The following is a 13,701-nucleotide window of genomic DNA, read 5'->3' on the forward strand; positions in this document are numbered from 1 at the left end:
CGCGCCCCCGGTGCCGCGCCCGCCCGCGTCTCTCATCCCGTGGCCAGCAGCAGGAGCCTCAGCGCCAGCTGCAGCTCCAGCGCCCGCTCCGGCTGGTTCCAGTCGCGGCCGAGGAGGACCTCGACCCGGTCCAGCCGCTGCACCACGGTGTTGACGTGGACGTGCAGCAGGTCCTTGGCCCGGGTCAGGCTGCCGCCGCAGTCGAAGTAGGCGCGCAGGGTGCGGACCAGTTCGGTGCCGCGCTTGGCGTCGTAGTCGAGCAGGGGGCCGAGGGTGGCGCGGACGAAGCCCTCGACGTCGTGGCCGTCGCCGAGCAGGACGCCGAGGAAGCCGAGGTCGGTCGCGCACGCGCCGTCGCCCTCGCGGCCGAGCACGTGCAGGGCCCGGACGCACCGCACGCCCTCCGCGTAGGCCGCGGCCAGCGGGACGGGCCCGCTCGCGGCGCGGCCGGTGCCGACGGTGACGGGCGCCCCGACCAGCCGGGCGAGGCGTTCCGCGGCGAGTGCGGCGACCGCGCCGTCGCCGGTGCCGTCGTGCGGGACGAGCAGGACGACGCCGTCGCCGAACTCGGCGCTGATCCCGCGCGAGCCGAACAGGTACCGGGCCGCCGCGCCCGCGAGCCGTTCCCGGGCGGTGGCGTCGGCGGAGACGGCGACCAGGACCAGGTGGGGGCGGCCCAGGTCGACGCCGAGGCGGCGGCCGCGGGCGGTGAGGCCGGCGGGGTCGCGGTCGGGGGCGGTGAGCAGGTCGGCCAGCAGTTCGCCGCGGACGCGGTTCTCGGTCTCGGCGACCGAGCGCCGCAGCAGGAGCAGCAGCGCGGTGACCACGCTCGCGCGTTCGAACACCCGCCGGTCGGCGTCGTCCAGCTCGGGTCTGCCGTGCAGCACGAGCGAGCCGAGCAGTTCCTGGCCGGCCAGGACGGCGCAGACCCACTCGGCGCCGTGCCGCACGGCGTGGCCGCCGGCGCGGGAGGCGGCGACGGCGTCGGCGAGGCCGTCGGGGGCGCCGCCGGGGCCGGTGAGCGGGGCGCCCTCCGCGTCGTGGACGGAGGCCTCGCCGTCGAGCAGCGCGGCGACCTCCGCGGCCACGTCGGCGACCTCCGCGCCGCGCAGGACCAGGTCGGTGAGCCGGTCGTGGGCCTGTTCGGCGCGCTGGACGGAGCCCGCGTGGGCGCGGATGACGGCGTTGGCGGTGGCGAGTTCGGCGAGCGCGGCGCGGGTGTCGGCGAGCGACTTGGCGGTGTCCAGGGCGATCGCGGCGTGCGCGGCGAGGGTGCACAGCAGCGCGACCTCGTCGGGGGAGAAGGCGCGCGGGGTGCGGTCGGCGGCGAACAGCACGCCGATCACGGTGCCGCCGAGCAGCAGCGGCACGCCGATGATGGCGACCAGGCCCTCGTCGAGCACACCGGCGTCGATCTTGCCGGTGTGCCGGAAGCGCTCGTCGACCCGGTAGTCGTGGGTGGCGTAGGGGCGGGCGGTCTGCGCGACCAGGCCGCCGAGGCCGTCGCCGAGGCTGAGCCGCAGGGTCTGGAAGATCGGTGAGACGGAGCCGTCGGTGACCCGCATGTAGGTGTCGCCGGCCCGCTCGTCCGGGAGGGTGAGGTACGCGGTGTCGGTGCCGAGCAGCATGCGGGCGCGGCGGACGATGGCCTGCAGCACGGCGTCGAGGTCGCGGGAGGCGGCGAGGTCTCCGGCGGTGTCGAACAGGGCCGTCAGCTCGGCTTCGCGGCGGCGGTGCTGACGCATCGTCCGGTGCACCCGCAGGGCTTGCCAGGTGGCGTCGTCGATCTCGGTCAGGACCTGGGCGGGTGCGCCCTGCCGGCGGGCTTCGGCGAGGACTTCGCCGAAGTCCTCGGTGGCGGCGCCGGTCGCCAGCAGGTCGAGGAGTCGGCGCAGCGCCGGTGCGGCGGTGGTGTGGCGGTCCATTCGGTCTTCCCTGTCACTCGTGCCCCCCGTGGCCCCGTCGCCCGCGGCCCGTCGCACTGGGGCCTGTCCGGTCGATCCTGCCGGGCGCGCGACGCCGGATCATCCCGGCTGGGAGCACGCTGATCCGACGAGACCGACCGGACAGGCCCCGGACGGGCCGGGGCCGCGCCGCCGGGCGGGTGCCCGGTGACGCGGCCCTGATTTTGTCGGAATCGGTCAGACCGTCGTAGCGGCCTTCACGGAGTCCCCCCGAGCGGCGCCCGCCTCGGCGAGGTCCGTGCCGCGGGTCTCCCGGCCGCACAGCACGGCGAGGACGGTGATCGCGGCGGCGATCGCCACGTACACGGCGATCGGGGTGGCGCTGCCGTAGTCCTTGAGCAGCGCGGTGGCGATCAGCGGCGCGGGGGCGCCGGCCGCGACGGAGGAGAACTGGGCGCCGATGGACGCCCCCGAGTAGCGGGTGCGGGTGGCGAACAGCTCCGAGAAGAACGCGGCCTGCGGGGCGTACATCATGCTGTGGAAGAACAGGCCGACGGTGACGGCGGTGACCAGGGAGGTGAAGTCCTTGGTGTCCACCAGGCCGAAGAACACGAACGCCCAGACGCCGACGCCGACCGCGCCGACCAGGTACACCGGTTTGCGGCCGACCCGGTCGGAGAGCGCCCCGAACAGCGGTATCAGCGCGAACTGGACGGCCGAGCCGATCAGGACGGCGTTCAGCGCGGTCTGCTTGGGCAGGTGGGTGTGGCCGACGGCGTACGCCAGCACGAAGGTGGTCATCACGTAGTACGAGATGTTCTCCGCCATCCGCGCGCCCATCGCCACCAGCACGTCCCGCCAGTGGTCGCGCAGCACCGCCACCAGCGGCGGCTTCTGCTGCTCCGTGCGCTCCTCGGCGGCCGCCAGCGCCGCCTTGAACAGCGGCGACTCGTCCACCGCCAGCCGGATCCACAGCCCGACCATGACCAGCACCGCCGACAGCAGGAACGGCACCCGCCAGCCCCAGGACAGGAACGCCGCGTCCGACTGGACGGCCGTCATCAGCGACAGCACACCGGCCGCCAGCAGGTTGCCCGCCGGCGCACCGCCCTGCGGCCAGGACGCCCAGAAGCCGCGCCGCCGCTGGTCGCCGTGCTCGGAGACCAGCAGCACCGCCCCGCCCCACTCGCCGCCCAGCGCGAAGCCCTGCACCAGCCGGAGCACCGTCAGCATGACCGGCGCCGCCACGCCGACCTGGTCGTACGTCGGCAGGCAGCCGATCAGGGTGGTCGCCCCGCCCATCAGCAGCAAGGACAGCACCAGCAGCTTCTTGCGGCCGATCCGGTCGCCGAAGTGCCCGAACACCAGCGCGCCCAGCGGCCGGGCGGCGAACCCGATCGCGTAGGTCAGGAAGGACAGCAGAGTGCCCGTCAGCGGGTCCGACTTCGGGAAGAAGACGTGCCCGAAGACCAGCGCCGCCGCCGATCCGTACAAGAAGTAGTCGTACCACTCGATGGTGGTGCCGATCAGTGAGGCGGCCACCACCCGGGGAAGGGAGGCGGGTTTCGCGAGTTCGGGAGGGGCAGCCATCAGGAACTCCCTGGCGTGAGATGGGGGGTGAGGGAGGTTCAGGACCTTATCGGCCCGCGGCGGCCGCGCTCAGTGCGCGGTCCAGCCGCCGTCCACCGGCAGGCTCGCGCCGGTGATGTAGGAGGCGCTCGGCGAGCACAGCCACACCGCCAGCTGCGCCACCTCGTCCGGTTCGATCAGTCGCTTCACGGCGGTCCGGTCGAGCATGATCTGCTCGACCACCTCGTCCTCGGGGATGCCGTGCGCCAGCGCCTGCGCGGCGATCTGCTTCTCCACCAGCGCGGTGCGGACGTACCCCGGGTTGATGCAGTTGCTGGTCACCCCGTGCGGGGCGCCCTCCAGGGCGACGGTCTTGCTCAGGCCCTCCATCGCGTGCTTGGCCGTCACGTACGCCGACTTGAAGGCGCTGGCGCGCAGGCCGTGCACCGAGGAGATGTTGACCACCCGGCCCCACTCGCGCTCGTACATGTGCGGCAGGGTGCGGCGGAGGATCCGGAACGGGGCCTCCACCATGACCCGCTGGATCAGCGTGAACCGCTCCATCGGGAACTCGTGCACCGGCGCGACGTGCTGCAGGCCGGCGTTGTTGACCACGATGTCCGCGTCGGTCGGCAGCGCCTCCACCGCGTCCGGGTCGGACAGGTCGGCGACGTGCGCGACCCCGCCGATCCGCTCCGCCAGCTCCTCGGCGGGCGCGGCGGCCAGGTCGACGACGTACACGCGCGCGCCGGCCGCGGCGAACGCCTCCGCGCAGGCCCTGCCGATGCCGGAGGCGGCGCCGGTGACCAGTGCGGTGCGGCCGTGCAGGGAGGGTCGGAGGAGCGGGTCAGAAGTGGTGTCCATGGCCGAGAACGGTAGGAATCCGCGGGCCCCGCAACGATGTGGGCGGACACCACAGCATCCCCATCCCGCATGGTGCCGCCCGCCATGCCGCCGGAAGGCGGGCAAGGGCCCCCGAACTCAAACACGCGGTGCCCGGGCTTCCTCAGAACGGGCGGGCCTGGTTCACCCGTTCGGAGGACGGGTGGGCCGAATCCACCCATAGCGTCCCAATGCTCGCTACATTCGCGCCGATTCCCGATCAGGGGGCGCTGTACCGGGCAGGAGGGGCCGGATCGGCGCCTGAGAGGTGTGGACTGCTATGCCCCAACGGCCCGTAATCGACAGCCCGGCGTACCGACCGCTCGACCCGCTCGGCCCGCGCCAAACCGGAGCGGACGAGACCCCTCCGCGCGCCGCCGAGCCGGCCGACCCACCGTCCGGCGGGCGCGCCCAGAACCCCCAACTCGCGGCACTCATCGAGGAATCCGGCTTCTCGCACGCCGGCCTCGCCCGCCGGGTCGACCAGCTCGGCCTGGAACACGGCCTCGACCTGCGCTACGACAAGACCTCCGTCACCCGCTGGCTGCGCGGCCAACAGCCGCGCGGCGCCACCCCGGCGCTGATCGCCGAAGTCTTCACCCGCCGCCTCGGCCGCCGCCTCACCGCCCAGGACGTCGGCCTGGACGCCTGCGCGCCCGTCTACGCCGGGCTGGAGTTCGCCGAGACCCCGCAGGAGGCCGTCGACATCGTCGCCTCCATGTGGCGCAAGGACAACGGCCCCTACGCGGAACTGCGCAAGATCGCCTTCACCCCCGCCGGACTGGTCGTCCCCAGCCGCGACTGGCTGATCGGCCGCACCGACGAACGCGTCGCCCGGGACGGCACCACCCTCACCCCCGAGGAACTCCGCACACCCCCGCCCGGCGCCGCCGCCCGGGTCCCCCCGCAGGGCTCGCGCCGCCCCGGCGGCAGCGCCCTCGAACCCGCCGCCGCGGACGCCCGGGAGACCCGTCCCCCGGTCCGGGTCGGCCGCGGCGACATCGCCGCGATCCGCGCCGTCGGAGACCTCTTCCGGGCCCTCGACCACGCCTACGGCGGCGGCCACGCCCGGCAGGCGCTGGTCCGCTACCTGGAGAGCGAAGCCGAACCGATGCTCCGCGGCCGCTACGGCGAACAGATCGGCCGGGCCCTGTTCGGCGCCGTCGCCGACCTCACCCGACTGGCCGGCTGGACGTCCTTCGACATCGCCGCGCACGGCCTCGCCCAGCGCTACTTCGTGCAGGCGCTGCGACTCTCCCAGGCGGCCGGCGACCGGGTCCTCGGCGGCTTCGTGCTGACCACCATGAGCCAACAGGCCGTCCACCTCGGGCACGCCCGCGAGGCCATCCAGCTCGCCCGGGTCGCCCAGCAGGGCGTCGGCACCACCGCCGCGCCCGTCGTCCAGGCCCTGATGCACGCCGCCGAGGCCCGCGGCCACGCCCTGGCGGGCGACGTCCGCGCCTGCACCACCGCCCTGGTCCGCTGCGAACGCGCCCTGGCCACCGCCCGCAGCGGCGACGACGTCCCGTCCTGGGCCCGCTACTTCGACGACGCCCAACTCGCCGACGAGTTCGCCCACTGCTACCGCGACCTCCAGCAGTGGCGCCCCGCCGCCCAGCACGCCGAGAAGTCGCTGCGCCTGCGCGCCCCCGCGTACGCCCGCAGCCGCATCCTGTGCCGCCTCGTCCTCGCCTCCGCCCGCCTCGGCATGGGCGACGTCGACGAGTCCTGCTCGATGGCCACCGACAGCCTCCGGGCGGCCGGCGAGATGCGCTCCGCCCGCACCGTCGAGTACCTCCGCGACTTCCACCGCCGCCTCGCCCCGTACCGAACCACGCCTGCGGCGCGCGCCTTCGAGGAGGCGACCCGGCAGGCAGGGGTGATCTAGATCCCGGGGGCCCGGGAACGGCGAGGCCGTGTCTGCCGGCGAGCAACGGGGCGCCGGGCGTTCCGCCGTTTCCGGTCCCCGTCCTGGGGACCGGAAACGGGGACCCTCTCGCGCCCCGCTGAGCACCGGCGAACTCGGCCCGCCGTTCCCCGGGCCCCTGCGCCCTCAGGCCGCCGCCTCGACGACCTCCGGTTCCGTTCGTACCCCCAGGTCGCGCAGGGCGGCGCTCGCGGCCCGCCGGCCCGAGGCGATCGCGCCGTGGAGGGTGCCGGTGTCGCGGTGGTCGCCGCAGACGTAGAGGCCGGCCAGGAGGCGGACGGACCGGCGGAAGTGGTGCGGCGGGGGCATCGTGACGACCGCGTCGGGGGCGTGGCGGACCGTCAGGAACTCCCAGGGGGCGGTGGAGGTGCCGTACAGCTCGGACAGGCGGCGTCGGACGACGGGTTCGTCGCCGGCCGGGCCGCCGGAGTCGAAGGCGCGGCGGCCGAGCACGGTGGTGGCGATCAGGGCGCGGCCGTCGGCGGCGTAGGACGGGTCGGCGTCGCTGAGCACCAGGGAGTGCGAGATGCCGGTGCGCTCGGCGTCCAGGAGCAGCACGGGTTCGCCCAGCGGCGAGCGGTTGGCGGCGTGGTAGTAGGTGGTGACGGGGTGGAACCCGGGCTGCCGGAGGCCGGGGAGCAGGGCGGCAGCCGTCGCGGCGTCGGTGGCGACGATCACCGCGCGGGCCCGGATCGGGCCGTGCGCGGCGGTCTCCACACCGTCGGTGCCGACCGCGGTGACGTCCACGCCCGGGCGGAGCGTGCCGTCCGGCAGCCCGGCGGCCAGCTGGGCGGGGACGGCGCCGATCCCGGCGGCGGGGACGCACAGCCGGCCGCGGGCGTAGTCGCGCAGGGCCAGGTCGGCGACCCGGCTGGAGGTGCCGAGTGCCGGGTCGGAGAGCAGCGCGGCGAGCAGGGGGCGCAGGAAGCCGTCCACGGTGCGACCGGGCAGGCCGCGGTCGGCCAGGGCGCGGGCGGCGGTGGTCTCCTGACGGGCCAGCAGCCGGGCGGTGGGGGTGGCGGCCAGCCGGGACAGGGTGCCGGCGAGCCGGGCCCGGTCCAGTGGGGTGCCGAGCGGGCTGCGGGTGGCGGCCTGCCGGGCGGGGGTGAGCTGCGGGTCGCCGACCCGGTAGGTGCGGCCGCTGCTGTGCACCAGGACGCCGGGGGCGAGCGGACGCAGGTCCAGCCGGTCCAGGTCGAGGTGGCGGACGAGTTCGGGGTCGGCGGTGTTCAGCAGGTGGCCGCCGAGGTCGAGGCGGAAGCCGTCGAGTTCCCGGGTGGCCATGCGGCCGCCGACGCGTTCGGTGCCCTCCAGGACCTGGACGTGCAGGCCCTGGGCGGTGAGCGCGGCGGCGGCGGTCAGCCCGGCGACGCCGGCGCCGACCACGATCGCGTCGGGGTCGGTGGCGTGAACACGGCTGATGAAGTCATGTGCGGGCACGAGTGGGTGCTCCCTCCCTGGCGGAGCCCTCCGCTGCCGCCGCGCGCGGCAGTGCCCGCGAATGAGCGGGGGGTGCCGGGGCGGGCAGCGGGGGCGAGGACAACACGGTCCGTCGAAGGTGATGCCCCGTCACCCGGCCACCCAGACCGCCGGCCGCCACTCAATCGGTTCAGACCACTGGCGGAGGAGACACAGCGGGGCGGCTCCGTCACCCACCGTGCGCCAAACGGGGCGCGCGAGGCAGGTGCGGGCGCGCACCGTCACCGTCCACGCCCCGTGCGCCGCCCCCATGCACCCGTGCGCCCCCTGACGTTCCGTCAGTTCCCGGGTCGCCCGAGCGCCGCCGCCACGATCGACTCCAGGTCCGGGTGGAGGAACTCGAACCCCGCCTCCACCAGGGCTTTCGGTACCACCCGGTGACTGCCGACCACCTCTACGGCCATCTCCCCGAGCACCGCGCGCAGGGTCCACTCCGGCACCGCGAACACCGCCGGCCGCCCCAGTTGCCGGGCCAGCTCGGCGGTCAGCTCGCCGTTGGTGACGGGCGCGGGCCCGGCCAGGTTGACGGGGCCGCTGAGGTCCTGGCAGTCGATCAGGAAACGCAGCGCGGCCACCTCGTCGGCCAGTGAGATCAGGCTCCAGTACTGCTTGCCGTTGCCGAGCCGCCCGCCCAGTCCGAGCTTGAACAGCGGCAGCAGCCGGGCCCCCGCGCCGCCCTTGGGGTCGAGCACCAGGCCGGTGCGCGGGTGCACCACCCGGATCCCGGCGGCCGCGGCGGGCTGTGCGGCCCGCTCCCACTCCTGGCACACCTCGGACAGGAAGTCGCTGCCGCTGGGCGCCCGTTCGTCGATCAGCTGGTCCCCGGTCTGCCCGTACCAGCCGACCGCCGAGGCGCTGACCAGGACCTTCGGCGGGCTCTTCAGCCGGGTCAGCGCGGCCGCCAGGGTCTCGGTGCCGAGCACCCGGCTGTCCCGGATCTCCCGCCGGTAGGCGTCCGACCAGCGCCGGTCGCCGACGCCCGCCCCGGCCAGGTGCACCACCGCGTCGACGCCCTCCAGCGCGGCGCCGTCGATCTGCATCAGGAGCGGGTTCCACCCCACCCCGACCGTCCCGTCCGGCTGCGGGCCGGTGCGCGAGCGCTGCCGCACCAGCCGCAGCACCTCGTGCCCGTCCCCGACCAGGGAGTCCACCAGCGCGGACCCGATCAATCCCGTGGAACCTGTCACCGCGATACGCATACCGGCCATCCTCGCAGCCCTTACCGGCCCGCCCGGGCAGCCGGGCCGCCCGCCCGCTCACGGGGCGACAATTCCCGGCAAGATCCACAGCGGAGCGCCTAGCATGGCCGCCATGCCATCGACCGATCCGATCATCCGACCCGCCGTGGAGCAGGACGAGCAGGCGATCCGCGCCGTCGACCACGCCATCTGGTCCACGCTCAGCGAGGTCTCCCCGAAGGGCGCCGCCGACGCGCCGGTCTTCGACCCGCAGCACCGGCCCGAGCAGTACCTGGTGGCCGAGCTCGACGGCCGGGTCGTCGGCTACATCCGCCAGTTGCAGGAGATCCCGCTGGAGTCCGCCGCCCACGTCCGGCAGATCCAGGGCCTGGGCGTGCTCCCGCAGGCCCGCGGCCGGGGCCTCGGCGACGCCCTGATCACCGCCGCCTGCGACGCCGCCCGCGCCGTCGGCGCCCGCCGGATGACCCTGCGGGTGCTCGGCCACAACACGCCCGCCCGCCGCCTGTACGAGCGCAACGGCTTCCAGGTGCTCGGCGTGCTCCCCGAGCACTTCCTGCTGGACGGCGCCTACGTGGACGACGTCTGGATGGGCCGCGCCCTGGACTGACCGGACCGTCGGTGGCGGCCCGCACCCGGTCGGCCGCCACCCGGACGCCACCCGCCCCGGTCGACGGGTCGTCAGTCCCCGTACAGCTCCCACAGCTGCGGGTAGCGGGCGGCCATCGCCGTCCGGTCCGCGAAGTCGAACCAGGCACCCTGCGGCGCGCGCGGTTGAGGCACCCCCAGGTCCGGCAGCGGCAGGCCGGTCAACCGCTCGTACGCCTCGTCGGCGGCGTACCCGAGCTCCTCCGCGTCGCCGTCCTCCTCCTCGTCGAAGTCGGGCAGCAGCTCGGCGAGTTGGTCTGGGTCGTGCACCCCGCCCTCGAACACCTCCCGGCCCTGGGCGATCAGCCAGCAGCGGAAGTAGTCGAAGCTGTCCTCGGAGGCCCCGCCGAGCAGCAGGTACGCGGCGCCCCACACGTCCACCGTGTACGCCCGTTGGAACCGCGCCTCGAACTGCCGGGCGAAGTCCAGCACGTCGTCGGGGGTCAGCCCCATCAGCCGCTCCACCAGGCCCTGTGCCTGCTCGTCCGGATCACCCCCGGCCGCGTCCCGGGAGTCGTCGATCAGCTGCCAGAATGCCGTCTCGTCCATCACCGCTCCAGCATCCACAATCCGCACCGCGCCCGCACCCGATCGCACCGCTGACGGCACAGCCCGACAAGTGCCCGGACACGCACGAGCCCCGCACCGTCCGGGGACGGTGCGGGGCTTCCGGGCGGAACCGGGGCGCCTTACAGGCCGAGCTCGACCTCGAACTCGCCGGCCTCCAGGATCTCCTTGACCGCGACCAGGTAGCGGGCGGCGTCCGCGCCGTCCACCAGGCGGTGGTCGTAGGAGAGCGACAGGTAGGTCATGTCGCGGATGCCGATGGCGGTGCCGCCGTCGGCCTCGATCACCACGGGACGCTTCACGGTCGCGCCGATGCCCAGGATGGCGGCCTGGTTCGGCGGGACGATGACGGTGTCGAACAGCGCACCGCGCGAACCGGTGTTGGAGATGGTGAAGGTCGCACCGGACAGCTCGTCCGGGGTGATCTTGCTGTCGCGGACCTTCGACGCCAGCTCCGCGGTCTTCTTCGAGATGCCGGCGATGTTCAGGTCGCCCGCACCCTTGATGACCGGGGTCATCAGACCCTTCTCGGAGTCCACCGCGATACCGATGTTCTCGGTGTCGAAGTAGGTGATGGTGCCCTCGGCGTCGTTGATCCGGGCGTTGACGACCGCGTGGGCCTTCAGCGCCTGGGCGGCGGCCTTCACGAAGAACGGCATCGGGGACAGCTTCACGCCCTCGCGGGCCAGGAAGGAGTCCTTCGCCTTCGCGCGCAGCGACATGATCCGGGTGACGTCCACCTCGACCACGCTGGTCAGCTGCGCCTGCTCGTGCAGGGCCTTCATCATGTTGTCGCCGATGACCTTGCGCATGCGGGTCATCTTGACGGTCTGGCCACGCAGCGCGGACGGCGCGGCGGCGGCCTTCGCCGGGGCGGCGGCAGAGGCGGCGACCGGAGCCGGCGCGGCCTTCGCGGCCTCGGCGGCGGCCTTCGCGGCCTCGGCCGCGGCGACCACGTCCTGCTTGCGGATGCGGCCGCCGACGCCGGTACCGGCGACGGAGGACAGCGCGACACCGTGCTCGGCGGCGAGCTTGCGCACCAGCGGGGTGACGTAGGCGTCACCGGCATCCGCGTCCGCGACCGGAGCGGCAGCGGCCGGAGCGGCGGCGACCGGGGCCGGGGCGGCGACCGGAGCGGCCGGGGCCACCGGAGCCGGGGCGGCGACCGGGGCGGCGGGCGCGACCGGCGCGGGGGCCGGAGCGGCGACCGGAGCCGGAGCAGCGGCCACCGGGGCCGGAGCGGCCGGAGCGGCGGGGGCAGCCGGGGCGGCGACCGGGGCCGGGGCGGCGGCGACCGCGCCCGCGGCGCCGATCAGCGCCAGCTGGGCGCCGACCTCGGCGGTCTCGTCCTCGCCGACCAGGATCTTCACCAGGGTGCCCGCCACGGGGGAGGGGATCTCGGTGTCGACCTTGTCGGTGGAGACCTCGAGCAGCGGCTCGTCGACCTCGACGGTGTCGCCCTCGGCCTTCAGCCAGCGGGTGACGGTGCCCTCGGTGACCGACTCGCCCAGCGCGGGCAGCACCACCGGGGTGGCGTCGGCGGCCGGAGCGGCGGCGGCAGCCGGAGCCTCGGCGACCGGAGCGGCGGCCGCGGGGGCCTCCGCAACCGGGGCGGCCGGAGCCTCGGCGACCGGGGCCGGAGCAGCCTCGGCGGCGGGCGCCGGTGCGGCGGCCGGGGCGCCGGAGCCGTCGTCGATGATCGCCAGCTCGGCGCCCACCTCGACGGTCTCGTCCTCGCCGACCTTGATCGAGGCCAGGATGCCGGAGGCCGGCGCCGGGATCTCGGTGTCGACCTTGTCGGTGGAGACCTCGAGCAGGGGCTCGTCCATCTCCACGCGCTCACCCTCGGCCTTCAGCCAGCGGGTGACGGTGCCTTCGGTCACGCTCTCGCCCAGCGCGGGCAGTGTTACTGAGACCGCCATGGTTTCAGCGACTCCTATCAAGTCTTGCGTTCAGGAATGAAAGGGACGGGGGCGCGATCAGTCGTGCGCGTGCAGCGGCTTGCCGGCCAGCGCGAGGTGGGCCTCGCCGAGGGCCTCGGACTGGCTCGGGTGCGCGTGGATCAGCTGCGCGACCTCGGCGGGCAGGGCCTCCCAGTTGTAGATCAGCTGGGCCTCGCCGACCTGCTCGCCCATGCGGGCGCCGACCATGTGGACACCCACGACGGCGCCGTCCTTGACCTGGACCAGCTTGATCTCGCCGGCGGTCTTGAGGATCTTGCTCTTGCCGTTGCCGGCCAGGTTGTACTTGAGGGTGACGACCTTCTCCTTGCCGTACTGCTCGACGGCCTTGGCCTCGGTCAGGCCGACGGAGGCGACCTCCGGGTTGGAGTACGTCACCCGCGGGATGCCGTCGTAGTCGATCGGGACGACCTTCAGGCCGGCGATCCGCTCGGCCACCAGGATGCCCTCGGCGAAGCCGACGTGGGCGAGCTGCAGGGTCGGGACCAGGTCGCCGACGGCGGAGATGGTCGGCACGTTGGTGCGCAGGTACTCGTCGACCAGGACGTAGCCGCGGTCCATCGCGACGCCCTGCTCCTCGTAGCCCAGGCCGGTCGAGACCGGGCCGCGGCCGATGGCGACGAGCAGCACGTCGGCCTCGATGGACTTGCCGTTCTCGGTGGAGACCCGGACGCCCTCGGCGGTGTACTCCACGCCGGAGAAGCGGGACTTCAGCTCGAACTTGATGCCGCGCTTGCGGAACGCGCGCTCCAGCAGCTTGGAGGAGTTCTCGTCCTCCAGCGGCACCAGGTGCGGCAGGCCCTCGACGATGGTGACGTCGACGCCGAACGACTTCCAGACCGAGGCGAACTCGCAGCCGATGACGCCGCCGCCGAGGATGATCGCCGACTTCGGGATGTAGTCCAGCTTCAGCGCGTGGTCGGAGGAGATGATCCGGTCGCCGTCGATGTCCAGGCCCGGGATCGAGCGCGGCACGGAGCCGGTGGCGAGGACGATGTGGCGGCCCTCGATGCGCTGGCCGTTGACGTCCACCGAGGTCTGCGAGGACAGCCGGCCCTCGCCCTGGATGAAGGTGACCTTGCGGGAGGCGACCAGGCCCTGCAGGCCCTTGTACAGGCCGGCGACGACGTCGTCCTTGTACTTGTGGACGCCCTTGATGTCGATGCCCTGGAAGGTGGCCAGGACGCCGAAGTCGGCGGCTTCGCGGGTCTCGTCGGCGACCTCGGCGGCGTGCAGCAGCGCCTTGGTCGGGATGCAGCCGCGGTGCAGGCAGGTGCCGCCCAGCTCACCCTTCTCGATCAGCGCGACGCTCAGGCCCAGCTGAGCGCCACGGAGGGCCGCGGCGTAGCCGCCGCTTCCGCCTCCGAGAATGACTACGTCGAAAACGGTGCTGGCGTCGTTCGCCACGTCACGTCCTCCATGCAAAAGGTGCGGATCGCCGGGCCGGTCGCGGTCCGGTGGGTGAGAGCCCTTGTAAGGCGCCCAGTCGTGCCGGAAATACATCTTTGCACTTGTTGGCGGCGGGTGGCGTCGGAGGGTGCCCCGGCCCGGCCCCGGTGCGACCCGCG

The 13,701-nt window shown here is 74.2% G+C and carries 10 protein-coding genes; 2 read left to right on the plus strand and 8 right to left on the minus strand.

Features of this window, described 5'->3' with window-relative positions; translation table 11 throughout:
- Window positions 1-32: 32 nt before the first annotated feature.
- The 3 genes from CG736_RS10685 to CG736_RS10695 form a co-directional block, all read right to left on the minus strand.
- Entirely contained in the window at window positions 33-1,925 is a 1,893-nt protein-coding gene (locus CG736_RS10685; RefSeq protein WP_100585934.1) for a GAF domain-containing protein, read from the minus strand.
- 216 nt (window positions 1,926-2,141) lie between these two features.
- The gene (locus tag CG736_RS10690) at window positions 2,142-3,494 is read right to left on the minus strand and encodes an MFS transporter (RefSeq protein ID WP_100585935.1); all 1,353 of its coding nucleotides are present in this window, start codon (window positions 3,492-3,494) and stop codon (window positions 2,142-2,144) included.
- A gap of 69 nt (window positions 3,495-3,563) precedes the next feature.
- On the minus strand, window positions 3,564-4,337 hold the full coding sequence (locus tag CG736_RS10695; RefSeq protein ID WP_100585936.1) for a 3-hydroxybutyrate dehydrogenase: 774 nt from the start codon (window positions 4,335-4,337) through the stop codon (window positions 3,564-3,566).
- Window positions 4,338-4,635: 298 nt separating this feature from the next.
- On the opposite strand from CG736_RS10695, the gene CG736_RS10700 reads away from it, so the two are divergent.
- Window positions 4,636-6,243, plus strand: a complete 1,608-nt coding sequence (locus tag CG736_RS10700) for a regulator (protein ID WP_232733912.1) — start codon at window positions 4,636-4,638, stop codon at window positions 6,241-6,243.
- Between the two features lie 165 nt (window positions 6,244-6,408).
- On the opposite strand, the gene CG736_RS10705 is transcribed toward CG736_RS10700, so the two are convergent.
- On the minus strand, window positions 6,409-7,722 hold the full coding sequence (locus tag CG736_RS10705; RefSeq protein WP_100585937.1) for an FAD-dependent oxidoreductase: 1,314 nt from the start codon (window positions 7,720-7,722) through the stop codon (window positions 6,409-6,411).
- A 317-nt stretch (window positions 7,723-8,039) separates the two neighbouring features.
- A complete protein-coding gene (locus CG736_RS10710) occupies window positions 8,040-8,969 on the minus strand; it encodes a TIGR01777 family oxidoreductase (protein WP_198520431.1) in 930 nt (309 codons plus the stop codon).
- A 94-nt stretch (window positions 8,970-9,063) separates the two neighbouring features.
- Between CG736_RS10710 and CG736_RS10715 the strand changes: the two genes are divergently transcribed.
- The gene (locus CG736_RS10715; RefSeq protein ID WP_100585939.1) at window positions 9,064-9,567 is read left to right on the plus strand and encodes a GNAT family N-acetyltransferase; all 504 of its coding nucleotides are present in this window, start codon (window positions 9,064-9,066) and stop codon (window positions 9,565-9,567) included.
- Between the two features lie 71 nt (window positions 9,568-9,638).
- Here the strand turns inward: CG736_RS10715 and CG736_RS10720 are convergent, their stop codons facing one another.
- The 3 genes from CG736_RS10720 to lpdA all read right to left on the minus strand — a co-directional run bounded on the left by CG736_RS10720 (window position 9,639) and on the right by lpdA (window position 13,540).
- Window positions 9,639-10,154, minus strand: coding sequence for a DUF4240 domain-containing protein (locus tag CG736_RS10720; RefSeq protein WP_100585940.1), 516 nt, complete (start codon window positions 10,152-10,154; stop codon window positions 9,639-9,641).
- Between the two features lie 140 nt (window positions 10,155-10,294).
- Window positions 10,295-12,094, minus strand: a complete 1,800-nt coding sequence (sucB, locus tag CG736_RS10725) for a 2-oxoglutarate dehydrogenase, E2 component, dihydrolipoamide succinyltransferase (RefSeq protein WP_100585941.1) — start codon at window positions 12,092-12,094, stop codon at window positions 10,295-10,297.
- Window positions 12,095-12,151: 57 nt separating this feature from the next.
- Window positions 12,152-13,540: a dihydrolipoyl dehydrogenase gene (lpdA, locus tag CG736_RS10730; RefSeq protein ID WP_043913562.1), complete on the minus strand. Its 1,389-nt coding sequence runs from the start codon at window positions 13,538-13,540 to the stop codon at window positions 12,152-12,154.
- Window positions 13,541-13,701 lie beyond the last annotated feature (161 nt).

The organism is Kitasatospora sp. CB02891, from assembly GCF_002803145.1.
GTDB classification, from domain to species: Bacteria; Actinomycetota; Actinomycetes; order Streptomycetales; family Streptomycetaceae; genus Kitasatospora; species Kitasatospora griseola.

Coding starts and splice junctions, on each gene's coding strand:
- CG736_RS10685 (WP_100585934.1), bottom strand. CDS start 1,925: ATGGACCGCCACACCACCGCCGCACCGGCGCTGCGCCGACTCCTCGAC.
- CG736_RS10690 (WP_100585935.1), bottom strand. CDS start 3,494: ATGGCTGCCCCTCCCGAACTCGCGAAACCCGCCTCCCTTCCCCGGGTG.
- CG736_RS10695 (WP_100585936.1), bottom strand. CDS start 4,337: ATGGACACCACTTCTGACCCGCTCCTCCGACCCTCCCTGCACGGCCGC.
- CG736_RS10700 (WP_232733912.1), top strand. CDS start 4,636: ATGCCCCAACGGCCCGTAATCGACAGCCCGGCGTACCGACCGCTCGAC.
- CG736_RS10710 (WP_198520431.1), bottom strand. CDS start 8,969: ATGGCCGGTATGCGTATCGCGGTGACAGGTTCCACGGGATTGATCGGG.
- CG736_RS10715 (WP_100585939.1), top strand. CDS start 9,064: ATGGCCGCCATGCCATCGACCGATCCGATCATCCGACCCGCCGTGGAG.
- CG736_RS10720 (WP_100585940.1), bottom strand. CDS start 10,154: ATGGACGAGACGGCATTCTGGCAGCTGATCGACGACTCCCGGGACGCG.
- sucB (WP_100585941.1), bottom strand. CDS start 12,094: ATGGCGGTCTCAGTAACACTGCCCGCGCTGGGCGAGAGCGTGACCGAA.